This is a genomic window from uncultured Brachyspira sp. (genome assembly GCF_944388875.1).
Classification (GTDB): Bacteria; Spirochaetota; Brachyspiria; order Brachyspirales; family Brachyspiraceae; genus Brachyspira.
Map to the genome: position 1 here is coordinate 136,370 of NZ_CALXKQ010000002.1, position 26,216 is coordinate 162,585.

The window sequence follows — 26,216 nt, forward strand, 5'->3', positions numbered from 1 at the left end:
GAAAAATAGGGGTGTAAATGAGGAATTTTATAGAATTAGTAGTTAAAAGACCAGTAGCTGTTTTCATGTGTATGATAGCCGTATTAATATTAGGTTTTGTAAGCCTATCAAAATTGGCAGTAGATTTTTTACCTGATATGGAACTTCCATATATTACAGTAAGAACAGAATATGAGAATGCAGGACCTGAAGAGGTAGAAAAATCAGTAACTAGAATAATTGAAAATGCTGTAACTACAGTAAGCGATATTAATACAATTACATCAACTTCTAAGGAAGGAGAATCAAGTGTTTTTATAGAATTTAACTGGGGAACTGATTTAGCCGTTGCTACAGCGGATATCAGAGAGGCAATAGATTCTGCAAAAAATTCTCTTCCAGATGATGCCGAAAGCCCAACGGTATTGAAATTTTCTACAGACATGACTCCTATTATGGAAATAGCATTTTTCGGTACTGATAATTTAGGTGCATTATATACTTTAATAGATAATCAGATATTAAATAAAATAGAGCAGGCTTCAGGAGTTGCAAGAGCTGAAATTAGAGGCGGACTCAAAACAGAAATGAAGGTTGATTTAGTTTTAAATAGACTTCATGCTTACGGAATAGATATTAATACTATAGTTTCACTTCTTTCATCTGAAAATCAGAACTTATCGGGAGGGGAAACTTATGAGGGTGTTTATAAATATACTTTAAGAACTATGGGAGAGTTTACAACTGCAGAGGATATAGAAAATACGGTTGTAGCATTAAAAACTAATGATACTCCTATAAAATTAAAGGATATTGGAAGAGTTTATCAGGGATACAGCGATGATTCAGAGATAGTAAAAATTAACGGAATGCCTGCAATATCAGTATCTGTAAATAAAGAATCAGGAGGAAACTCTGTAAATGTATCTAAAGCTGTTCAAAAACAATTGGCTAATCTCAGTCTTCCTGAAGGCGTAGAATATGAGATATTATTTAATAATGCTGATAATGTTAATGAATCTATAAACGGAGTGTTGGAAACAGCTTGGCAGGGAGGGTTATTTGCCGTTATAATATTAATGCTTTATTTATGGAATATAAAAACAGTTTCTATAATAGCCGTTTCAATACCAATATCAATAATTGTTACTTTTACATTGATGTACTTTATGGGAATTACTTTAAATATTATTTCTTTATCTGGTCTTGTTTTGGGTATAGGTATGATGGTTGATAATTCAATCGTAGTATTAGAAAATATATTCTATTATAGAAATAATGGTTATGGCAAGTATTCTTCTGCTATAAATGGTACTTCAACTGTTGCACTTGCAATATCTGCTTCTACTCTCACAACAATAGCTGTATTTTTGCCGTTTTTATTTGTAGAAGGTCAGACTGGACAATTATTTAGAGATTTATGTATTACTGTTACAGTTTCTATGATAGGCTCTTTATTTGTTGCACTTACAATAGTTCCTATGCTTGGAGCTAGACTTGTAACTAATAAGAAAACTAAATTTTTAATACCTATAGAAAATTTTGTCAATAAAAAATTCCATGATAAAGTTAATAATTTGTATACATCTGTACTTAATTACTCTATAAAAAATAAAAAGAAAGTACTGATTTCATCGCTTTCTGCTGTTCTTATAATAATAGCGTTAGGATTAATATTTATAGGAAAAGAAGGATTTCCGACTTCTGATGAAGGGCAATTTAAAATAGATATAGAGATGCCTGTTGGCACTAAATCAGAGCAGACACAGGCTTTCATCACTAGAATGGAGAATGATATACAGTCAGTTATAGGAGATGATTTTGACAGAATGCAGTCTAGAGTAAAATCTGGTTCTGAGGAAAATAAGGCTGAGATAAGAGTGCAGTTAAGAGAGAAAAGCGACGGAAGAAAGAAGTCTGTTGATGAATATATAGAGCTTACAAGAAATGCATTAGTATCATATCCTGCACAGATAAATATTACAGCTATAACAACTTCAGCCATAGGAAGCAGCGGAGGAGCATCAGGAGGAACTGGGGGAAATGAAATTAATATAGAATTGGTAGGCGATGATTTGGAGAAATCCGCAGAAATAGCAAATAGTATAATAACTGCAATATCTGATATAGAAGGTATAAGAGATCCTAGATTAAGCCGTGATGATTCTAATCCAGAATTAAAAATATATGTTAATAGACAGATAGCAGCTAAAATGGGAATCAATGTAAACACAATAGCAAATATTATAAAAACAAGTTTTGCAGGAACAACTGCTACAACAATGACTCCAGCCAATTCGGATGTTACAGATATTGATGTTAATGTTCAGCTTGGAGAGCCAGACAGATTGAATATAGATGATATATCAAGGCTTATGATACCAACTACAAGCGGCATAGTACCCATTTCTTCAATAGCAACTGTAGAAAAAAGCTACGGACCTACTGAGATAGAGAGAAAAGACAGTACAAGAATAACTACTATATTAGCATCAGGATATAACCGAGCATTAAGTGAAATAATGTCTGATGTTCAGGAGAAAATATCAAAGGATGTATTTATACCTTCAGGCTTTAATATAAATTATACTGGAGATTTTGAAGATATGAATGAAGCATTTATGCAGCTTCTTCAGGCTTTAATATTGGCATTGGTTTTAGTTTATGCTATAATGGCTAGTCAGTTCGAATCATTTATAGCACCTTTTGTTATAGCATTAGCTATTCCTTTTGGTTTTGCAGGTTCTTTGATAGCATTATTTATAGGAAGACAAACTTTAAGTGTATATAGCGGAATAGGTTTCATAGTTTTGATTGGTATTGTAGTAAATAATGGTATTGTATTGATAGATTATATGAATCAGCTTATGCATGAAAACCATGTTAATGGAGATGAAGCAGCTTTAGAGGCAGGACCAAGACGCTTAAGACCAGTACTTATGACTACTCTTACCACTATATTGGGACTTCTTCCTATGGCTTTATCAGGCGGAAGCGGTAATGAAATGTATCAGCCTTTATCTATTGCAATACTTGGCGGGCTTTTAGTTTCTACGGCATTTACTCTTGTAATAGTTCCTACTGTTTATGCTGCTATAAGAAATAAAATACCTTTAAAAGATTATGAGAAAAAGGACAGAGAAAGCAGGGATGACTTCTCTAATTATGATACTGTAAATGTTACAGGCAAGTGATTTTTTCAATATATTTTAAGGCTTTGCTAAAAACAGCAAAGCCTTAATTATTTAATTTATTCATGTTCTAACAATCTTTTATAGAAAAACTCTATAGCAAAAGCACCAAGCGGAGCAGTAATTAATATTGAAAGTACAGCTACCGTAAGTATTATTTCGCCTGATGCAAATCCAAATGCCAAAGGAATTGATCCTATTGCAGCCTGTACAGTTGCTTTAGGACAATATGCCATCATAGAGAATATGCGTTCTTTTTTATTTAATTTAGTTTTTATCAATGATATAAGTACTCCAAGCATGCGGAAAACTAAAACTGATAATATTAGTATGACGCCTATAAATCCTGTTTTTAATGCATAGTTTATATTAACAGCTGCCCCTACAAGCACGAATAATATAATTTCAGCAGCTACCCAAAGTTTTGAATATTTTAGAGAAAGCCTTTTTGATAACTCTTCTTTTGATTTTTTTAAATATGCTCCCATACTCATAACGGCTAAAAGTCCTGAAAAACCTATTATCCCATTAAGAAATTTTGAAGCAGAATTTTCTATAGTTACAAGTATGAAAGATATGCTTAATATTATAACCACTTTAGCACTATCTCTTATATGAAATCTAGTAAAAAATTTTGATAATATAAATGCTATTAATACCCCTATTAAAAGTCCGAATATTATAGCAGTAGGTATCTTTATAAAATCTAAAGCAGATATATTTCCGCCTTTAACAAGAGAAGTAAAAGAAGCAAAAAGCACTATTACAAATATATCATCAACAGAAGCACCAGCCATAAGCATTTGAGGAATACTTTTATTAGTGCCGTATTTTTCATCAATAAGTTTTAACATCTTTGGTACAAGCACAGCAGGAGAAACAGCAGCAACCACAGAACCCATTAATGCAGCATCTAATAAAGTAATATTAAAAAATTTAGGAGCTATTAGTATCATTCCTATTATTTCAAAACTTGCAGGCACAAAGCACATCAATATAGCAGGACGTCCTACCTTTTTTAAATCTTCTATATCTAGATTAAGACCAGCACGTGTGAGTATTATAATAAGAGCTAATTCTCTTAAATCTGCTGATATTGAAAGTATTGAATTGTCTAATAAATTTAAGCAGTATGGTCCTAGTATAATGCCTGTTATTATAAGTCCAAGCAATGATGGAAGTTTTAAAATAGAAAATATTTTGCCTAATATCATTCCGCATAAAAATATTAAAGCTAAACTGAGAAGCATAATATATAATCCTTTTTTATTAAAATTTGATTTTTTATTATGAAATGCAGATTAAAGATATATAAAAACTTATTTCTGCAAATCAATAAATTATAAAAATCATAAAATTTGCAGAAGTCATCAGCTTTTATATTTTAGCGGTTTTAATTATTAATTAATTTTAAACATTAAAAAATAATTTAAGGAGACTTCATTCCTTATTTTTATAATTATTCTATCATAATTATTTTTTATTTCAATAACTTTTTATTATGATTTCATTTTTGTATATTCTTTATATACTGTGTACTCTTTTTACTATACCTATATATCTTCGTTCTAATTGATTTTTAATACGATATTTATTAAAAATATTTGTTTTATAATTATTAATACAATTATGTAGCATCGCTGCAGTACATAAAGGTACTTACTATGTTAGTTGTATTCATTTATTCAAAAATTAAATTTTTAATACATATTTTTCTCATATATTATACAGAAATAAATTTATATTTATTATATATTATTATATATTTAATTTGCACCCTCATACATATATTATTTAGCATATTTTCAATAGCAGAAACTCATATATTAATTACTTCTCGTTCTAAATATGATTTAATATAATGTTTGCATCGTATAGAGTTTAATATTTTTACTTTTAATGCTTTTTTACTATAAATAATTTAAATTAAAAAATAGAATTTTTATTCTTAGTAATATACTTACCTCAAAACTAAATTTATTAAATATTTATAAGTTTTTAATTTAATATTTTTAAATTTAGTTTGGGCTTTGCTGAGAAGTATACATTCGTGCCATATGCAGGCGTTGTTAGGTAGTACGCCTTCGGTGAAAGAACTGCATTTTGTAGCTTGAATATATAATTTATGCAACATATAAAACGTTTATTTGTATGATAATTAATATTATATAATTTAGTATAAAATAACAAACCCATCAAATTATTTGTCAAGTACTCTTGAAACAAGTTAATATGCTTACTTTTACTTTATATGAAAAATTATTAAAAAAATACTGCTTTTTTACTATAAAAATCTCCAAAAACTAGCACTACTCAACAATTTGAATTTTACTAATTGACTATTTTTATTATTATGATACAATGAACAGCATTATGTGTACCTTTATAAGCAACAAGCAACAAGCAACAAGCAACAAGCAACAAGCAACAAGCAACAAGCAACAAGCAACAAGCAACAAGCAACAAAACTTTACCATAATAACCTATTCTATACTCGTTGCAAAAAAATATTTTATAAATTCAAGTGTAATCTTAACATCTTTATATGGAGTATTGTATGAAAAATAAAAATTTATTTTTCAAGATATATATTTCTTTATTAATAGTTTTCATTTTAGTGTTTTCAATTCTTTCTATTTTGGGTAAAAAAAACAGGGTAGGATATTTAGGGGAATTTGATTTTTATGGTGATTATGAGCAGCATATAGATAAAACATTAGAATTAAATGGATTGACGAATATAAAAGAAAACTATATGCTTGATGGCAAGTTAGACAAAGAAGCTATAAAAAATTTTATATTAACGAATGATGCCATTACCAATTATAGTTATGGTTTTAGAATAAAATATTATGATAAAGTTTTTAGAAATAGTGATATTTATGGAGTGTATATAGATACAAATAAATTGTTAGAGGATAATTCATTCGTCAAGGAAATTGTAATGGGTGAAGATGGAAGTCCTTTTGGTAATTTAATTTCCACTAAAATAATTAATGAAGATAAAATTGATAATATTAGTTATTCATTAAAATTAAATATAAATATAGTAATGTATGTATTATTTTTATTAATTTCTATTTTATTTATTTATATAGTAATATTTAGATATGGAAAAATATGCGTATTAGAATATATATATAATGATTATGAAAATAATTATGTTGTATGTGATATATTATTATCTATATCTTCTTTATGGGCTTTTATAAGTATATGGTATGTTATAATTTCTAAACTAATAAATAAGATTAACTATACTTCTTATTTACCATATACATTATATCCTTCAATATTCATATTTATTTTTATAATTATTTATTTATATTTATATAAAAATAATAGATTTAATTCAGAATCCTTGTATATTATTAGAATCAATTTATTATATATGCTTATTTACTTTTTACCTTACACAATTAAAGTTGATATAACTTACTATATAGTTATATTGCATGTAATCCTTATATGTTTGACTCCTTTAATAAAAAAAATAAAATTTAGCATAGTTTATAAATTTAATGAAAGTAAAATATACCATATAATTAGGAATCAGATAATAACATTATTATTATTTTTTATATTATATTTTCTTTTTGAATCAGGTTTTTACTTATCATTTATCTATTATATAGTATTATCATTTATTTTATTAATGAAAGATCTTTATTCTATATATAATAAGAGATTAATTAAGATAATATCTGCTGTATTTACTTCTTTAATTATAATATTTATTGCTGGTGAGAATGGAAAGATGTATGGTGATTTTTTTAGTGAGGCAAATGTACATACTGCTGGAATGAATTTTAGAAAATATGGTTTATTATCAAATTATTTATTACCGAATTTTACTTTACCTTATGAAAATGATACTACTATATATACCCATTATCCGCCGCTTCCAGATATTTTTTTTGGTATTTTGTATACGGTATTACCAGAGCCTAAAAATATAAAAGAGGAATGGTATTCTGCCAATGGTAAAAATTTAAATTTATGGATAGAAAATGTATCACCTATGCTTTGGAAGTATAGATTATTTCCTTATTTATGGCATACAATAGGATGTTTTTTTCTATGGGCTTTCTTTAGAAAAATAAGCAATAACCCTTTTTTAGCTATGCTTGCAACATTATTAACTATATTGCAGCCCGCATTGCTATATTTTAAATTTGGACTTCACTATATGTCTTATGCAACAGCTGTATTAATGGCAACTCCATATTTTATATATAATTTTATTACTACCAACAATAAAAAATATGCATTTATATTGATATTATTTGGTTTTTTACAAGGAGGATTATCATTTGATTTTATACTTCCTGGAGTAGGAATATCATTTTTATTTTTCTTCTTTCCGAAGGATGAAAAAATATATTTTGATAAAAAAGTTCTATATTCTTCTATTTTATTAATAATTGGAGTGAGTATAGCTTTTGTATTACATTTTATTCAAAATTCTTTGTATTTTGGATCTGTAAAAATGGCTTTTGATGATTTATTTGGGGCATTTTTAGGAAGATCTTCTTCTATAGAATATATAGAATCTTCAGGATATCTTAAAGTAGAGGGTTTATATTTCTTTAACCTTTTAAGAGAGTATTCTATAATATTATACCAGTATCTTGATGGTACAAAAAGATATTTTACTTTTCCTATTTTATTGGTATCAGTATTATTAGTATTGATGAATTCCATATTTGGATATTTAAAAATATATTTAAATATAAATTCATTTTTAATAAAAAGCGATTATTTTAAAAGATCAGTTTTCTTTTTACTAGGTGCTATAGCTGTCTCATCAGCTTGGGTTCTTATAATGAAACAGCATTCTTTGATTCATGTTAATATAATACCAAGACATTTTATAGTATTGTTTTTTGCCATAATAACTTTTCTATTAACTTTTAGTAATTATTTTAATGAAAAGGATAAAAATAATAATGATTAAAAAAATAAAAATTCTATTAGATAAATATTTTATAACTGGATTAGAAAAAATTAACCCTGATTTGTATAGGTTAATGACTTATAATACAAATAAAATATATTCAGAAATTGTAAATTCAATAAAATATAAAGATAAATACTTTTTTCATAGTGTATCATTAGAAATATCATCCTATTGCAATAGAAAGTGTCATTATTGTCCAAATAAAGATAATGAAACCCCAAAAGAATTTATGAGTTGGGATATATTTAAACATTCTGTAGAAGAATTAAAAAATATAAATTACACAGGAATATTTCAGTACCATTTATTTAATGAACCATTATATGATGAAAGATTGGTTGAATTGGTAAAATATACATCATTGCATTTACCTAAAGTAATACAGGTATTAATAAGTAATGGAGATTTATTAACAATAGAAAAAGCTAGTGAGTTATCAGATGCTGGAATAAATAAATTTGTAGTTACCGTACATGATCTAAATCCTCAAAAAAATTTGGAGAGATTAAAACCAGTAAAAGAATTTTTAAAAGAAAAGATGCGTCTGCAAACTTCAAATGAGTTATATCTTACAAATAGGGGGGGGGGTAGATATTAGTAATGAAAAAAGGAAAGCAAATTATAAAAGATGTCCTGATATAAGAACGTTGATCATTACAAGAAATGGGGACGTTATTTTATGCTGTCAGGATTATTTTAGAAGATATGTTATGGGAAATATTATGGAAAAAAACATATTAGATATATGGAATTCTTATAAAGATATAAGGGAAAAATTATTAAAAGATAATATGGCTGAATTACCTATATGTAAGATATGTTTAGGTAGGGAGTAATTATGTATAAATGCTACTTATGTGACTATGAAGGAGATATGAAAATAAAATCTAATGTAAATGGAAGAGATATAGTAGAATGTCCTGAATGTAAACTGCAATTTATGCATCCTCAAACAAGTGATGAGGAATTAAATAGAATATATTCAAGTACAAACTATCCAACTTGTAGTTTTGATACAGGAGATGATAATTTGATTACTAATATGAAGAGAAAAACGTTTAAGAATATTCTAAAAAAAATACTGCCTTACTGTGATAATGGTAATTTATTGGATATAGGTTGTTCAAGCGGACTTTTACTTGAAGAAGCAAAATCTATTGGATTTAATGTATATGGTTTAGAAATATCTCAATATGCAAGCTCAATAGCTAAAAAAAGAATTGGTAATGATAGAATACATAATGGAACATTAGAAACATCACAATTTGATAAAAATTTTTTTGATATAATTACTATGATAGATGTTATAGAACATTTTAGAGATCCAATATCAACATTATTAGATGTCAAAAAAATTATAAATAACTTATACGGGGGGGGGTATATTTTGATTACAACTCCTAATACAGATTCTTTAACAAATAAACTTATGGGTAAGAGATGGGCTCATTATAATAGTGAGCACTTATATTATTTTAATTTAGAAAGTATTAAAAAACTATGTCAAAAAATTGGTTTTGAATTGGTATTTCATTCTGATTTAATAAAGACTATGAGGTTAGATTATATGTATTTTCAAATGAAAGAGCATAATCAAGGAATAATTTTTGATATTATAAAAATAATTAAAAATATACCATTAATAAATAATATAGATTTTCCTATTTCTTCTGGTGATTTTATAGTGATTTTGAAAAAAATATCTTAAAAGGAGATTTTAATGTATAAATGCTACTTATGTGATTATGAAGGAGATATGAAAATAAAATCTAATGTAAATGGAAGAGATATAGTAGAATGCCCAAAATGTAAATTAGAATTTATATATAATCAGCCAACATTTGATGAAATAAGAAAAATATATTCGAATGAATATTATAAATCATGGGGAATGGAATCTGGTGAAACAAACGAAGTTTCATACATGAAAAAAAGCACGTTTCATAATATGTTATTAAAAATACTTCCATATAAAAAGTATGGAAATATTTTGGATATTGGAACAGCTTCAGGATTTCTTCTTGAAGAGGCAAAAAAACTTGGATTTGAACCTTATGGAGTAGAGTTATCAGAATATTCTAGTTCTATAGCTAAAAAAAAATTTGGTGATGATAGAATACATAATGGAACATTAGAAACATCTCAATTTGATAAAAATTTTTTTGATGTAATTACAATGACAGATCTATTAGAGCATGTTCAAGATCCAGTTTCTACATTAAAAATATCATACGAATTATTAAATAATACGGGGGGGGGGGGGTATATTTTGATTACTGTTCCTGATACTTCCTCTTTTACTCATAATATTATGAAAGAAAAGTGGACTCAATATAAATTAGAGCACCTATTTTATTTTAATAAAACAAATATGGAAGTTATAGCAAAAAAAACTGGATTTGAAATAATATATATGAAACCTGCATTAAAAACTATGACAATACAGTATATGAGAAATCAATTTAATGTATACAAATTATTTCCTATAACACAAATATTTAATCTTATAAATTACATACCTATAATTAATAATTTTAGATTTAATATTAAATTGGGAGAATCTTTGGTGATATTAAAAAAGGTTTAGTATGTTTTCTCTAGATTTCAAAATAAAAGTAGATAGAATATTATTTGGATTTTCTGCATATTTACTTGATAGACTAGCTTTTATAGTTGGAAAATTTAAAAATATGGATCATTCTATAGCTAAAGATAATATGAAAAATGTTGTTATAGCAAAATATCTAGGATTGGGGAGTATAGTAAGATCTCAGGTTATTATTCAAGATATAAAAAATACATTTCCGAACTGTAAGGTACATTATCTCACTAGCAAAAAAAATATTAAAATTTTTGAGATAATACAGAATGTTGATAATATTTTAACCATAGACGACAGTGGAATAATCAGTATGTTTTTTTCTACTTTAAGATTGGTGATTCAATTGCTTAAGATTAAAGTTGATGCTTTTATAGATTTAGAGGTATATTCAAGATATTCCAGCTGCATTACAGTTATGTCATGTGCTAGAAATAGATATGGATTTTTTAGATATGATATACACTTACATATAGGAATATATACACACATGCTGTACTTTAATAGTCAGAAGAATATTACAGATATATATTTGCAAATATCTAATTATTTAACATCGAGTAATATGTACAATAAAAATATACCTAAATTTATATTTAAAGAAGAGCATAAGAATGAGGTAGAAAAATATTTTTTAGATAATTTGAAAAATAAAAAAGAAGATGATATTTATATAGGAATAAATGGAAATGCTAGTGAGCTTGCTTTAGAGAGAAGATATCCGCCTTTGTATTTTGTAGAGCTTATAGAAAATCTTTTGAATAATATAGAAGATAAGAATATAAATATTTTTTTAATAGGTTCACCATCGGAAAAAAAATATTTGGAAGATGAGATATATAATAAATTAAATAATAAAAATGGAGTATTTTTGACGGCAGGTATTTTCTCTTTAAATGCTTCTATATATTTGTTATCTAAATTTGACTTATTTATAACAACAGATTCAGGTCCTCTTCATTTTGCTTATGCACAAAATGTCAATATAATATCTATATGGGGTCCTTGTTCTAATTTGCATTATTCTTTTCCAAATTATAAAAAAGATATTCCTATTAATTCATCGGTATATTGTTCTCCATGTATACATTTAACAATAAGGCCACCTTGTAATGGTAATAATATATGTTTGCAGATGATTTACCCAAAAAATGTTTATATTAAAACTATAAAGTACATAAACATATATAGAGATGAATATGTAATGATGTATAAAGAATTATTTAAAAAATACGTGGACAATAGATACTATTTAGGCAGTATTACAGACCAGACCAGACCAGACCAGACCAGACCAGACCAGACCAGACCAGACCAGACCAGACCAGACCAGACCAGACCAATTGAAATCTGGTTAGAATATATAAAAGATAATATATTAATATATAAAAAATTACAACCAATGTTAAGAATTTAGGTATTAGATTTTTAACATTGGTTATTTTTTTAGAAAATAATAGGAGATAGCAATGTTTTCTCTAGATTTTAAAATAAAAGTAGATAGAATATTATTTGGATTTTCTGCATATTTACTTGATAGACTAGCTTTTATAGTTGGAAAATTTAAAAATATGGATCATTCTATAGCTAAAGATAATATGAAAAATGTTGTTATAGCAAAATATCTAGGATTGGGGAGTATAGTAAGATCTCAGGTTATTATTCAAGATATAAAAAATACATTTCCGAACTGTAAGGTACATTATCTCACTAGCAAAAAAAATATTAAAATTTTTGAGATAATACAGAATGTTGATAATATTTTAACCATAGACGACAGTGGAATAATCAGTATGTTTTTTTCTACTTTAAGATTGGTGATTCAATTGCTTAAGATTAAAGTTGATGCTTTTATAGATTTAGAGGTATATTCAAGATATTCCAGCTGCATTACAGTTATGTCATGTGCTAGAAATAGATATGGATTTTTTAGATATGATATACACTTACATATAGGAATATATACACACATGCTGTACTTTAATAGTCAGAAGAATATTACAGATATATATTTGCAAATATCTAATTATTTAACATCGAGTAATATGTACAATAAAAATATACCTAAATTTATATTTAAAGAAGAGCATAAGAATGAGGTAGAAAAATATTTTTTAGATAATTTGAAAAATAAAAAAGAAGATGATATTTATATAGGAATAAATGGAAATGCTAGTGAGCTTGCTTTAGAGAGAAGATATCCGCCTTTGTATTTTGTAGAGCTTATAGAAAATCTTTTGAATAATATAGAAGATAAGAATATAAATATTTTTTTAATAGGTTCACCATCGGAAAAAAAATATTTGGAAGATGAGATATATAATAAATTAAATAATAAAAATGGAGTATTTTTGACGGCAGGTATTTTCTCTTTAAATGCTTCTATATATTTGTTATCTAAATTTGACTTATTTATAACAACAGATTCAGGCCCTCTTCATTTTGCTTATGCACAAAATGTCAATATAATATCTATATGGGGACCTGGATCATATTGGCATTATGGATTACTCAATTATAATAAAGAAATAAATTTAAGCTCAAATGTATATTGTTCTCCATGCTTATATTTAACTAATAAAGTTTCATGTGAAGGTAATAATATATGCTTGCAGATGATTTATCCCCAAATAATATATAATGAAACTATTAAGTTGCTTAAAATGAATGATACTAGAACATATATAGAAAATGAAAATAAAATAATAAAAAAAGACTATTATCTAGGCAGTATAATAAGATAATAGTCTTTTAAATAAATTACATCTCAACAACTAAAGCAGTACCCATACCTCCGCCTATACAAAGCGTAGCAAGACCTTTTTTAGAACCTCTTTTTTTCATTTCATATAGAAGAGTAGTAAGTATTCTAGCTCCAGAAGCACCTATTGGGTGTCCTATAGCTATGGCTCCTCCATTAACATTAACTATATCCATATTGAACTTTAATTCACGGGCAACGGCAATAGACTGTGCAGCAAATGCTTCATTACTTTCTATTAAATCCATATCTTCTACAGTAAGATTAGCCATTTTCAAAGCTTTTCTGCTTGCCTCTATAGGTCCTATGCCCATTATTCTAGGTTCAACACCATGAGTAGCATAACCTAATATTTTAGCCATAGGTGTTATTCCTAATTCCTGAGCTTTTTCTTTAGACATTAATACTACAGCAGCAGCAGCATCATTAATACCAGAAGCATTTCCAGCAGTAACAGTACCGTCTTTTTTGAAAGCAGGTTTTAATTTTGCTAAAGTTTCCATAGTAGTTCCGAAAGTAGGGTGTTCATCAGTATCAACTATTGTTTCTCCTTTTTTAGTTTTTATTGTAACAGGTACTATCTCATCTTTGAATCTTCCGCTTTTAACAGCATTTTCAGCTCTGTTCTGACTTCTGCATGCAAACTCATCCTGTTCCTGTCTAGTAATACCCCATTGTTCAGCAATATTTTCAGCAGTAACCCCCATGTGATAATGTTCAAATGCACAAATAAGAGCATCATTAAGAAGAGTATCCTGCATTTTAGTTTCTCCCATTCTAGCTCCCATTCTCATAGCTGAAGCAGTGTACGGTGCCATACTCATATTTTCAGTACCGCCTGCAACTACTATGTCAGCATCTCCAGCTCTAATCATCTGTGCTGCCATTGATACAGCTCTAAGTCCAGAACCGCAAAGTATATTTATAGTTAATGCAGGCTTGTCTACAGGTATTCCTGCATTAATAGAAACTTGTCTAGCTACATTAGGAAGAAGTGCTGACTGTATAACACAGCCAAAATAGGTTTCATCCACTTGTTCTGGTTTTATATTTGCCCTTTTTAAAGCTTCTTTTACTGCTATAGTACCTAATTCTACAGCAGATACATTAGAAAATGAACCCAAAAACTTACCTACAGGCGTTCTAACGGCACTGGCTATAACCACTTCTCTCATATTATATTCTCCTTAAAAAATAATTTAAACTATTATTATATTATAGTATAGTACTTTAAAATTGATTTTACAAGTATATTGCTAATATTTAATTTAATAATGAATAAAACCTAATGAATCAAAATGAACTTCTTTATTATTTATATCTGAAAATTTAATGAAATAGTTTGAATATTTTTTTACTTTTCCTATTTTTATTAAATTATTTTCTTCTGGTATTTCATCATTGCTAGTAAATATAATTGCATAATCCTCACCGCCTGTAAGTATAGATTTTAATATTTCTTTATAATTTTTATTATTTACATTAAAAAATCTATTAACAAGCCCCCAATTGGAATTTTCATATATTTCTATTGATTTCTTAGATTCTTCAGCAATATGAGAAGCATCCTGCAAAAGCCCATCACTTATATCTATAGAAGAGTTTATTTTGTATTTTTTTATAATTTCCTGCCATTTATTATAGAAAAGTTTAGGTCTTAAATGAGTTTTTATACTTTCATTATCATAATTAAAATCCCCAGATAATAGTTTTCTTAATCCTAAATCGCTTTCCCCAACAAATCCAAGTACATAAACATTATCTTCTTCTTTAGCATTGCTTCTTAATATAGCTTTATTTTTTTCTATTGCCCCTATTAAAGTTATTGATATAAAAAAATAATCATTGGAGCTTGTGGTATCGCCTCCTGATATTTCTATATTATATGGATTGCATGCATCTATAAAACCTTTGTACCACTCCAATATATTTTCATCATTTATTTTTTTGGGAATAGAGAGCGAAATAAACACATTTTTTGGGTTTGCACCTTTGCATATAATATCGCTTATATTCGCCTGAGCAGATTTATATCCTACATCATAAAAAGAATAATATTCTAAAGAAAAATGGATATTTTCTACTAATATATCAGCAGTTACAAGAACATCTTTATCGTTGCTTATATCTTTTATAACAGCACAGTCATCGCCTATATTTAAATTGTTAGTATTATTATTTTGAGTTAATTCTTTTATTTTTTGTATAAGTTTGAACTCTTCCATTTATTTATTCCATAATTATTAAAAAATTATTTTTTATAGATTATAACATATACTAAAATCTTTTAAATGACAGTATATTATTAATAGATAAAAAATGCCTATGTTTAAATGAACTTTTTTAATATTAGATAATGAAAATAATAAAATAAAAAACTTTTTGGCAAGCTGATGAAATTACAAAACAATATATGGTGGCAGATATAATGAAATTTTTTAACTTTTATTACATACCCCGCCCATTATTCTTTATTACTATACTTGAAATTTTAATCTTAATATATTTATGACTACATTAGAAATTTTAGCACCCGCCCAAGTTTTAATTAAATTTATAATTTCTTTAACGCACGTTAAACGAAATTTAAAATGAAGAATATTTTAGTAAAGTATTAGATGATTATAATAATATTTTAAGAATTGATAACAATGATTATGGTATATTATTGTATTTCAAATATAAAGAAAATAAAACAATCAATGATTTAAATAATTCTGAAATATATTTGAAAAAAGCTATAGATGACAGTCGAATAAAAGAAAATATAGTAGAAACCTACTACTATTTATATCTTGTATACGATGAATATGCTAAACTTGATAACAATATAAATGGCTACTCAAAAGAAGAATGCAAAAATAAAAGTGATGTGTATCTTCAAAAGTCAAAAGATTTAGGATATAAACATTTTTTGGAGAAATAATATACTTAATGTAATAAAAATTATTAATTAAAATTTTTATATATTAAGATAGAGCTTTTTTAATTAATTAGTGCTTTTGCAACTTTTGCCACGGGAAAAGTTGATATAAATACAATTAAAAAATAATAATATTTGCTTAATAAACATATCAACCAAACAGTGAGCCGAAGCCAGCAAATAAATTTATTTATTTGCTAATTATAGGCGGCACCAAAGGCGGACTTCGTCGCGAACATAGCAACAGTAATAAAAATTTGACATAATGAAAAAAATTAATTATACTATATAAAAATACTATTAAAAGATGAGGTACTAACTATGGAGAATAATATCAGTAATGAAGAACAAATAAGAAATAAGTTTGAAAGAATATTCCAATATGAAAATAATAAGAATGCATTTCTTGATTATTTTTATGGAAAGTCAAACAGCTGCCCCACTTTAAGAAATTATTATGGTTATGATTCTGAAGACATTTTTAGGTTTTATTTTGATGAAAATACTAAAGAAGAAGATAAAAAAGTTCTGTCAAGATACGCTGAAACTGTAATAAAAGATATATACAAAGGTAAAAATGCCTATATAATTTTAAGGTTATGCACTGGTGAAGATTTAGAAAAAGCATTGATAGAAAGTTATAATAATACGGCTGAAAGGGCTATATATGATACAATATATTCTAAAGCAACTTTAGCTAATAATGAAGCATCTAAATATATAAAAATACAAGTCAATAATTTTAATAAGTTTTTAGAATTAGAAGGCTGTATTCCTAAAGAGTTTAATCAATACTTAGAAAAAGTAAAAAATGATAATAAAGCATTGTTGAATAAAGAGCCTCATTTATTATTAACTATTTTTGTATACCTCATAAATAGAGATGATGATAAAAGCCTCATCAAACAATTATTAAATTATATAGATTCTCTAAAAATTAATGATGAAGAAACTATATCATTACTTTTCACTATAGCTGATAAAGATGAAGAAGTTTATAAAAGATTAATGAATATTTTAAATAAAGATAATAACATCATTTATTTTCTTGTGAATATATACAAAGATATGACAAGAACTATAAAACTATATAAAAGATTATTTAAAGGATATTCAGAGGATAAAGGCTATTATTACTATACACAAAAACTTATACCTGAATATTTAGAACTATGCAATTTCACTAAAGAATGTATTTTGTTAAACACAATCGTTAACAACAACACGCTTTTTATTTCATATTTAACAGTAGAAGTAAAAAAATTATATAATGAAGATAGAGAAACATTTTATAGACTTTATGAGATAATAGCAAAATCAAAATTGGAACAATTATATACTGACTATGTTATGCTTTCATCAATTATGCTTGCAGCAAATGATAACAAATATAATATAGATACTAATTCCATTGTAGAAACTCTCAAAACAATGTGCGTAGAGTTTTTAAAAATAAAAGAACCTATTAAAAGTTTCGATGAAATAACTTCTAAAAGCTTTAAATATGTAAAAGAAAACCCTTATAGCAATCATAGTCATTATTTATCGGCTATAATGTCGCTTGATGGTATCAATGATGAGGCATCAGAAATTACTACTAAATTATTAAAATATTACGGAATATACGGCAAAATTTCAATTTATATTTCTATTCAGGAAATATTCTATAATAGAGGTATTTTAGAAGCTAAAGAAAAATTAGTTAATGATAAAAAAGTGCCATTAAAAGATATTTATTTATCATTATTAGATTCAAAAAATAATATTATTACACTTATAAAAAATAATGTAGAAGAAACAAAATCTATTATGGAAGAGAAATCATTTATCACTTCTATAACAGCAAATATTAGCGGTACTATATCATTTATTAATTGTATTTTCAGTGATAATTTAAGCAGTTTAATTGATAATAAATTTGATTTTGTTTTCAAAGTTCTAGACACAGCAAAATCAAAAGAAATAAAAAAGCATTGTGTATCAGTAATAAATAATAATGAAACCATTGTAAGAAGCGAAGTAGAAAAATTAGCTAATGAAGGAAAAGAAGCATCAAGAACAGTTTATAAAGAAATAATTAAATATTGGGATTTACAAAAGTTTGATGATGATTTTCAATTTAAAAGCGTTGACGAAATAAACGAATATTTAAATAAATACTATAATGAAGGACATGAAGCTCTAATAAAAGATATAGACGAAAATATACTCTCTAATATTTTGTTAAAGAATAAAAAAACTAAAGCTCCTTTAAATATAGTTAAGTATGTGTTTATGGAATATATTGCTTTAAAAGAGCCTTCAATATTAAAAGACTGCAACAAAATAGCAGAGTTTTTTGATATTGATTCACTTAGAAATGCACTTGATGATATATACTCAAATTGGCTTGATAATAAGGCAGATACAAAATTAAAAAATATACTTATTCCATATTGTCTTTTTCAAACTGAAGATAAACTCTTAAAGTTAAAGGCTCAGATTGAAGAATGGGCATTGAATGCAAGAGGAGCATTAGCAGCATATTCCGTATATGCTATAGCATTAAAAGCAAGCAAATTTGCATTAGTTTTAGTTGATACTATGTCTGTAAAAGTTAAAAATAATCAGGTTAAAAATGCTGCTAAAGATGCATTAAAAAAGACTGCCAAAGCATTAGATATTTCAGAAGATGAACTTATAGATAAAATAATTCCAGATTTGGATTTTGATAAAAAAGGGGTAAGAGAACTTCATTATGGAGGAGAAGCCGACAGAGTATTTAAACTTCAAATAAAAAATGATTTCACTATAGAATTAACAGATTCAAACGATAAAGTTTTAAAATCGCTTCCTGCTCCAAACAGTAAAGATGATAAAGAAAAAGCGGATGCAGCTAAAAAAGAATTAACTTTGATAAAGAAAAATATTAAAATGATAAGTTCTAATCAAATAACAAGATTAAATAAAGTATTATTAAACGCTCGTAAATGGTCTTATAAAACTTTTACCGAGCTTTTTGTTGATAACCCTATAATGAATATATTTGCTTTAAAACTTATATGGGGTGTTTATGATGAAAAAAATAATTTAATAGAGAGTTTCAGATATATGGAAGACGGAAGTTTCAATACTTATGATGAAGAGGAATATATATTTGATGATGCTATTAAAAATAAAAAGAATATTACATTGATTCACCCTATAGAATTGGATAGTGAAAAATTATCAAAATGGAAAACTCAATTAAGCGATTATGAAATATCACAGCCTATAAATCAGCTTGATTTATTATTTGAAGAAGTGAAAGAAGAGTATATAAAAAACAACAAAATCATTTCTTTTGAAGATAGCGAAATAACAGCAGGCGAAATAATGTCAATGGCAAATAAAATGTCATTTGAAAGAAGCAGAGATATTGAAGACGGAGGAAGCTACACTTATTATGAATTAAAAGATTCTATATTAAATATTGCATGCCGTATAAGTTTTGAATATATGTGGTTTGGAATAGAGGCTAGCGAAAAAGTAACATTTAAAAATATTGCTTTCCACAGACTAGATGAAAATGGCAGCTGCAATGAAGAAGAATATATAAATCCTTTAGAAATTAATAAGAGATTTACTTCGTCAATATACGGAACAGTAAAATCTTATTTTATAAAGTAAAAAATTATTTCAACACCTATTATAGTTTTTAATAGGTGTTTTTGGTTAATATTACAATTTTTTATATGTTTGTTTTTGTTAAAAACAGAGGTCTATTGTTTCTGTAGATATCCATTTATTCATTTTTACTTTATTTTTAAATATGAATATTTCTTAATATAAATATATTTTGATAAATTTATAAAAATTAGAATGAAATATATAAAAATTGTAAAAAAATATAAAAAATCTGTAAATTTTGAGTAAAAAAAGAGTAAATAAATTTGACATATAATTTATAATATACTATAATATAAATGTAAAGATAATTTACCTCTATATGAGGTATCTTTACAAATAATAAGAATTTAATATAAGGAGATTATTATGACAGCTATAAAAAGATTTATATCAATAGCTTTTGTTTTATCAATATGCTCAGGTTTATTATTTGCTCAATATAACGGATATTATGATCAGCAGCAGGGAGGACAAGGAGGCGGATATCAAGACCCTTATAGTCAGCCTCCAGCTCAAAATCCTTATGGTCAGCAGCCTCAGCAAGGAGGAAGTCCGCAATATGGTTATGGGGTACAATTATCATCTATACCTCAGAATGCCCAAAACTTTATAAAACAACATTTTTCAGGTATTGAAGTAACTTTCATAGAAAGAGATTGGGATGATATAGAAGTTTATTTAGCAAACGGAACTCAAATAGATTTCTTCCCTAACGGAGATTGGAAAGAAGTAAAATGTTACGGAAATATGCCTAATACTATACTTCCTGCCAATGTTATGAATACAGTAAAAAGAACTTATCCGAATGCAGCTATAGTAAAAATAGAAAAGCAATTTACTACATTCCAAGTAAAATTAAATAATATGATGGAATTATATATAGACAGCAACGGACAATTATTAGGTCAGCAATGGGATGACTAATTATAAAAAATAAAAAATTAATTATAAAAAAATAGGAGGATTTTATAATGAAAAGAATACTTTGTTTATTAGTGGCTTTAACGATTTTAGGTTCTTCAGCTTTATTTGCTGATTGGTACATACCTTTGAATCAAGTGCCTCAGGCAGTAGTAGCAAGAGCTAGACAAACATATCCGCAGGCACAGATTTGGGCAGTAGAAATGGAGCATTATAATGTTTATAAAGTAAAAATGAGCAATATGATGGAATTGTACATTGATAAAGCTGGTAATTTATTAGGTCAGGAATGGGACGATTAATATTAATTAAAAGGAGTTTATAAATGAAAAGAATACTTTGTTTATTAGTAGCTTTAATAGTTTTAGGTTCTTCAGCTTTATTTGCTGATTGGTACATACCTTTGAATCAAGTTCCTCAGGCAGTAATATCAAGAGCTAGACAAACATATCCGCAGGCACAGATTTGGGCAGTAGAAATGGAGCATTATAATGTTTATAAAGTAAAAATGAGCAATATGATGGAATTGTACATTGATAAAGCTGGTAATTTATTAGGTCAGGATTTTGATTAATTTTCATTATCTTTTAATAAGGTAAAGCAATAGTAATTAAGGCTTTACCTTATAATAGCAATTTTTAGGGGTTATTTATGGATAAATCAAAAATTTTATTAGTACTATCTGTAATTATTTTGGTATGCAGTATTGTTGTTGCTAAATATCAAAGTTCTACAGCATACACAAATTTTACTAATCTCACATCTAAACTTCTTAATACTAATGATACAACATTGAATGAGGAGCATAAGCCTGTAGAAGAAAATGTTTATTATGATCCTTTCGGAGGAGAATACGGAGAAAACAGACCATTTGATACAGTATTAACTAACCAAGGTGATTTATATTATGATCCTTTTGGAGAAGGATTACAATATGTTACAGAAAAAACAGAATCAATAGCAGGTATTACACCAAGCAATCAGAATAATGAAAATACTTCAGATTCTTCTAATGTAGAAACATATACAGCAGAAGATGACCTTAATATGATAAACAGTATGATGAATAATAATCAAGTAAGTTTATTTAATGCTGATGCTACAGCTAATGCAAATGTACCTGATACTTCTTTTGTAGCAAGCGGTTTCGATACAGATGTTCAAAGCAATAATAGTGTAGTACAGGCAGCATCAGATACTAATAAAATTAATAATAATTCAAGCACTAATACAAATACATATAATTCTTATAAAGGAATAATGAAAGATATTGTAGAGCTTAATTTATTAAATAACTCTAATCAGGTAAACGGACCTAATAACAACAATAATAATCCTTATTATAATGATCCGTATTATAATAACGATCCTTATTACAACAATGATCCGTATTATAATAACAATGACCCTTATTACAGTTATCCTTATAATACTTCATCACCTGCAGCAACAAATAATAATACTTATACTGCTGATACTACAGATTATTATGCAGCAAATAATTATGATGCTCTTAGTTCTCTTCCAGCAGTGGTTCAAAATAATATAAAAAAATCTTTCCCTAATAAACAAGTAAGTTATGTAGGATATGATGATTGGGATGAGATAAAAGTATCTCTATCAGATGGTACTCAAATAGAATATCATCCTTCAGGATATTGGAAAGAAATTCAAAGTTATAATGGAATACCAGCATCCGCATTTCCTCCTGCAGTTTACAGAACAGCCAAAAGATATTATCCTAATGCTGTAATATATAAAGCTGAGAGAGATAACGGACGTTTTGAATTAAAATTAAATAATAGAATGGAGCTTTATATAAGCGGTTCTGGTGCTTTTTTAGGCAGAGAGTATGATGATTGATTTTATCATATAAGAAACTCGATTTTTCTAATAGACAAGAAGAAATTAAATAATCTTCTTGTCTTTTTTTATTTAATATGATTAATAGTTATTGACATTATATTTATAATTATGTAAACTTTGTTTATGTTAATTAAATATTAAAAGGTTTTCTATTATGATTAGAGTTAAAGCAGAAGAATTAATGGGTGCTGTATATAATAAATTCAAATCAGCAGGTGTGCCAAATGAACATGCTGGTATTGTAACAGATGTACTTATTTATGCGGATATAAGGGGTATACACTCTCATGGGGTAATAAGAGTAGAGCATTACATAAATAGAATAAAACAAGGCGGAATAAATTTAAAATCTGAATTTAATATAGAAACAAAAAGACCGTCATTTGCATTAATGGACGCTGACGGAGGATTCGGACATGTGGCAAGTCAGTATGCTATGGAATGGGCTTTAGAAACTGTTGAAAAACAAGGAATAGCTTTAATAGGAATAAAGAATAATAGTCATGCTGGGGCTTTAGGATACTATAATAAAATGGCAATAGATCAGAATAAAGTTTCTCTTATAATGGTTAATACAGATCCATGCGTTATACCTTTTGGAGGAAAAAGGTCTTTCTTCGGTACTAATCCTATAAGCTACGGATTTCCTGCCAAAAAAGATTTTATACTTGGTGATATGGCTACAAGCGAGGTATCATTGGGACGCATATTCACAGCACGAGAGAATAATGAAACAGTGCCTATGCATTGGGGTGTTGATGAAAACGGTAATCCTAGTTCTAATCCGCATGAGATAAAATATGTTGTGCCTTTCGGTGGGGTTAAAGGATATTTAATAATGACTATGGTTGAAGCTTTTACTGGGCTTTTAATAGGTCAGGCTTACTGCAATAATTTAGTCAAGATGTACGGAGATATGGACAAAAAAAGGAATCTTTCTACATTCATGCTTGTTGTAGACCCTGCTGTTTATAATGATTTAGATACATATTTAAATACGGTTCAGTCATTTATTGATGATATAAGAAAAGAGCCTGCTTTAAAAGATGGGGAAACTATATCAGTACCAGGTGAAAGAAAAGAGGCTTGTTCTTATAATTATTTAAAAGAAGGAATACCTTTACCTGAGCATATTTATAATTATATTTTTGATAAATAAACTTTAGTGATAATTAAATGATTGATCTATACAAAAGCATTTCAAAAGAATTTTATATTCTAAAAAATGATAAAGAAGCTAAGTATATGAAGAATAATTTTGAGTTTTTGGGTATTCATTCAAAAGAGAGAAAGGAAGCTGAGAAAAAAGTATTTAAAACAATTCCAAAAGATGAAAAAGAATATATTGATTTTAGTTTTACCGACAAATGCTATAATAATAAATACAGAGAATTTCAGTATGCTGCAATAGATTATCTTATTTTAAAAAATAAATATTTAAATAAAACACATATAGAAAAATTAAAAGAATATGCACTCACAAAATCTTGGTGGGATACTATAGATTTTTTAGATAGAATTATCGGTGATATAGCGAAACTGTTAATGACATACTTTTAGAATGGTCTTTATCTGATAATATTTGGCTTAGGAGAATAGCTATAAATCATCAGCTTTTAAGAAAAGAAAAAACCAATATAGAATTATTAGAAAAAATCATGCTAAATAATTTAGACAGCAAAGAATTTTTTATAAATAAGGCAATAGGCTGGTCATTAAGAGATTACAGCAAAACTAATTCAGACTGGGTGAGAGATTTTATAGAAAGACATAAAGATAATATGGCTAATCTAAGCATCAAAGAAGCAAGCAAGTATATTTAATTTATTATTGTTGCTCGTTTATCACTTTAAAACTCATAATTATAAATTTCAGTACCTGACCAAGTTTTGATTAGATTTAAAAATTATTTAACGCACGGTAAACAAAATTAACAATATAATAAGATTTGAATTGCAAATAAATCTATATATTTAGCTTTACTCTGCGTGCGGTGAATACGCTACAAATTTAAAAAAATCTTGGGTGGGCGTTAACAATTTCTTTTAAACATCAAAGAAATAAAAAGTCATAATTTCAAATAAAAATAATAAGCATAGAGGGTAGGATTTTTAATAATATTAACTTGAAAAATACTAAAAAACGAAATATATTATTTTTATAATAAAAAATTATTTGAGGTAAAATATGTCATCGTCAGAAAAATATTATAAAGAAGGTATTAATTATCATAAAGAGAGAAAATACAAAGAAGCTATAGAATCTTTTGATAAAGCAATAGAGTTAGACCCTAATTATAGTAATGCTTATTATAACAGAGGAGTATCTAAGGAAAATTTAGGACAGTATAAAGAAGCTATAAAAGACTATGACAAATCAATAGAGTTAGACACTAATAATAGTGATGCTTATAATAATAGAGGAATTGCTAAATATAATCTAGGACAGTATAAAGAAGCTATAAAAGACTATGATAAAGCAATAGAGTTAGACACTAATGATAGTGATGCTTATAATAACAGAGGAATTGCTAAAAAAAATTTAGGACTGTATGAAGAAGCTATAAAAGACTATAACAAAGCAATAGAGTTAGACACTAATGATAGTGATGCTTATAATAACAGAGGAATTGCTAAAAAAAATTTAGGACTGTATGAAGAAGCTATAAAAGACTATGATAAAGCAATAGAGTTAGACACTAATGATAGTAATGCTTATAATAACAGGGGACTTGCTAAAGGAAGTTTAGGACAATATAAAGAAGCTATTAAAGATTTTGATAAATCTATAGAGTTAAACCCTAGTTATAGCGATGTTTATAATAACAGAGGAGTATCTAAAGAAAATTTAGGACAGTATAAAGATGCATTAAAAGATTATAAAAAGGCTTTGGAATTAGATTCTAATAATAACATAGCTAAAAATAATATAAAAAATATTCAAAATAAATATGGTTTGAAATGACTTTACGCACGGTAAATAAAATTAGAATGTCGAATAAATTTATCTTTTTAGTTTTTCTCTGCGTGCGGTGAATGCATTATAAATTTAAAAAAATCTTGGGTGGGTAGTAAAAATAACAGATAAAATAAAAAAGAAATGAAAGATTATAATTACAAATAAAAATAGTAAGCATAAAGGGTGGGATTCAAAATAAATTTTAAAACTTAATTACATACCCCGCCCTTTAAAATTTTTTATTTTTATTTAAAATTATAACTTTTTTAATATTTAAAGTTTAATTATTAAAAGCATACCCACCCAAGCTGAAATTAAATTTACAGTTTCTATTAACGCACGTTGGATCAATAATTTTCTTACTGTTAAAATTTGATTATTAATTAATATATATTTATAATTCTAATCTG

Annotated in this window: 19 protein-coding genes and 1 pseudogene; 17 read left to right on the forward strand and 3 right to left on the reverse strand. The window is 26.7% G+C overall.

Translation table 11 applies throughout. The features are described from left to right. Window positions 1–17 precede the first annotated feature (17 nt). Window positions 18–3,173 carry an efflux RND transporter permease subunit gene (locus tag Q0J69_RS02905; protein ID WP_297204168.1) on the forward strand — a complete coding sequence of 1,052 codons (3,156 nt, stop codon included), beginning with the start codon at window positions 18–20 and terminating at the stop codon, window positions 3,171–3,173. A gap of 56 nt (window positions 3,174–3,229) precedes the next feature. Here Q0J69_RS02905 and Q0J69_RS02910 read toward each other — a convergent pair whose 3' ends face one another. After that, window positions 3,230–4,420, reverse strand: coding sequence for a cation:proton antiporter (locus tag Q0J69_RS02910; protein ID WP_297204171.1), 1,191 nt, complete (start codon window positions 4,418–4,420; stop codon window positions 3,230–3,232). A 1,307-nt stretch (window positions 4,421–5,727) separates the two neighbouring features. Between Q0J69_RS02910 and Q0J69_RS02915 the strand changes: the two genes are divergently transcribed. From Q0J69_RS02915 to Q0J69_RS02945, 7 genes are read left to right on the forward strand one after another with little or no spacing between them, the layout of a single operon-like run. Then, window positions 5,728–8,127, forward strand: coding sequence for a hypothetical protein (locus Q0J69_RS02915; protein WP_297204173.1), 2,400 nt, complete (start codon window positions 5,728–5,730; stop codon window positions 8,125–8,127). Then, window positions 8,120–8,728 (forward strand): radical SAM protein, encoded by a 609-nt coding sequence (locus Q0J69_RS02920; protein WP_297204175.1) that lies wholly within the window; start codon window positions 8,120–8,122, stop codon window positions 8,726–8,728. Before Q0J69_RS02915 ends, Q0J69_RS02920 begins: the two co-directional genes overlap by 8 nt. Then, window positions 8,688–8,966, forward strand: a complete 279-nt coding sequence (locus tag Q0J69_RS02925; protein WP_297204177.1) for an SPASM domain-containing protein — start codon at window positions 8,688–8,690, stop codon at window positions 8,964–8,966. The genes Q0J69_RS02920 and Q0J69_RS02925 overlap by 41 nt, the downstream gene beginning before the upstream one ends. Before the next feature lie 2 nt (window positions 8,967–8,968). Next, complete coding sequence (locus Q0J69_RS02930; RefSeq protein ID WP_297204179.1) at window positions 8,969–9,838, forward strand: class I SAM-dependent methyltransferase; 870 nt, start codon at window positions 8,969–8,971, stop codon at window positions 9,836–9,838. A gap of 12 nt (window positions 9,839–9,850) precedes the next feature. Then, window positions 9,851–10,717: a class I SAM-dependent methyltransferase gene (locus Q0J69_RS02935; protein ID WP_297204181.1), complete on the forward strand. Its 867-nt coding sequence runs from the start codon at window positions 9,851–9,853 to the stop codon at window positions 10,715–10,717. Between the two features lies 1 nt (window position 10,718). Continuing rightward, on the forward strand, window positions 10,719–12,146 hold the full coding sequence (locus Q0J69_RS02940) for a glycosyltransferase family 9 protein (protein ID WP_297204183.1): 1,428 nt from the start codon (window positions 10,719–10,721) through the stop codon (window positions 12,144–12,146). A gap of 52 nt (window positions 12,147–12,198) precedes the next feature. Continuing rightward, on the forward strand, window positions 12,199–13,473 hold the full coding sequence (locus Q0J69_RS02945; RefSeq protein ID WP_297204185.1) for a glycosyltransferase family 9 protein: 1,275 nt from the start codon (window positions 12,199–12,201) through the stop codon (window positions 13,471–13,473). 16 nt (window positions 13,474–13,489) lie between these two features. Here the strand turns inward: Q0J69_RS02945 and Q0J69_RS02950 are convergent, their stop codons facing one another. Together Q0J69_RS02950 and thiL are read right to left on the reverse strand one after the other, a co-directional pair. Beyond that, window positions 13,490–14,665 (reverse strand): acetyl-CoA C-acetyltransferase, encoded by a 1,176-nt coding sequence (locus tag Q0J69_RS02950; protein ID WP_297204188.1) that lies wholly within the window; start codon window positions 14,663–14,665, stop codon window positions 13,490–13,492. 93 nt (window positions 14,666–14,758) lie between these two features. Continuing rightward, window positions 14,759–15,715, reverse strand: a complete 957-nt coding sequence (gene thiL, locus Q0J69_RS02955) for a thiamine-phosphate kinase (protein ID WP_297204190.1) — start codon at window positions 15,713–15,715, stop codon at window positions 14,759–14,761. A gap of 443 nt (window positions 15,716–16,158) precedes the next feature. Between thiL and Q0J69_RS02960 the strand changes: the two genes are divergently transcribed. The 9 genes and pseudogenes from Q0J69_RS02960 to Q0J69_RS03000 all read left to right on the forward strand — a co-directional run bounded on the left by Q0J69_RS02960 (window position 16,159) and on the right by Q0J69_RS03000 (window position 25,812). After that, entirely contained in the window at window positions 16,159–16,416 is a 258-nt protein-coding gene (locus Q0J69_RS02960) for a hypothetical protein (protein WP_297204194.1), read from the forward strand. A 318-nt stretch (window positions 16,417–16,734) separates the two neighbouring features. Then, on the forward strand, window positions 16,735–20,061 hold the full coding sequence (locus Q0J69_RS02965; RefSeq protein ID WP_297204197.1) for a DUF4132 domain-containing protein: 3,327 nt from the start codon (window positions 16,735–16,737) through the stop codon (window positions 20,059–20,061). 366 nt (window positions 20,062–20,427) lie between these two features. Next, window positions 20,428–20,985 carry a PepSY-like domain-containing protein gene (locus Q0J69_RS02970; RefSeq protein WP_297204199.1) on the forward strand — a complete coding sequence of 186 codons (558 nt, stop codon included), beginning with the start codon at window positions 20,428–20,430 and terminating at the stop codon, window positions 20,983–20,985. Window positions 20,986–21,032: 47 nt separating this feature from the next. Next, window positions 21,033–21,284, forward strand: coding sequence for a PepSY-like domain-containing protein (locus tag Q0J69_RS02975; RefSeq protein ID WP_297204201.1), 252 nt, complete (start codon window positions 21,033–21,035; stop codon window positions 21,282–21,284). 23 nt (window positions 21,285–21,307) lie between these two features. Further along, entirely contained in the window at window positions 21,308–21,556 is a 249-nt protein-coding gene (locus Q0J69_RS02980; protein ID WP_297204203.1) for a PepSY-like domain-containing protein, read from the forward strand. A 77-nt stretch (window positions 21,557–21,633) separates the two neighbouring features. Next, window positions 21,634–22,845 carry a PepSY-like domain-containing protein gene (locus Q0J69_RS02985; protein ID WP_297204206.1) on the forward strand — a complete coding sequence of 404 codons (1,212 nt, stop codon included), beginning with the start codon at window positions 21,634–21,636 and terminating at the stop codon, window positions 22,843–22,845. Between the two features lie 157 nt (window positions 22,846–23,002). After that, window positions 23,003–24,007: an Ldh family oxidoreductase gene (locus Q0J69_RS02990; protein ID WP_297204207.1), complete on the forward strand. Its 1,005-nt coding sequence runs from the start codon at window positions 23,003–23,005 to the stop codon at window positions 24,005–24,007. Window positions 24,008–24,024: 17 nt separating this feature from the next. Continuing rightward, a pseudogene (locus tag Q0J69_RS02995) lies at window positions 24,025–24,671 on the forward strand (DNA alkylation repair protein). 364 nt (window positions 24,672–25,035) lie between these two features. Next, window positions 25,036–25,812, forward strand: a complete 777-nt coding sequence (locus tag Q0J69_RS03000) for a tetratricopeptide repeat protein (protein WP_297204208.1) — start codon at window positions 25,036–25,038, stop codon at window positions 25,810–25,812. Window positions 25,813–26,216: the final 404 nt, after the last annotated feature.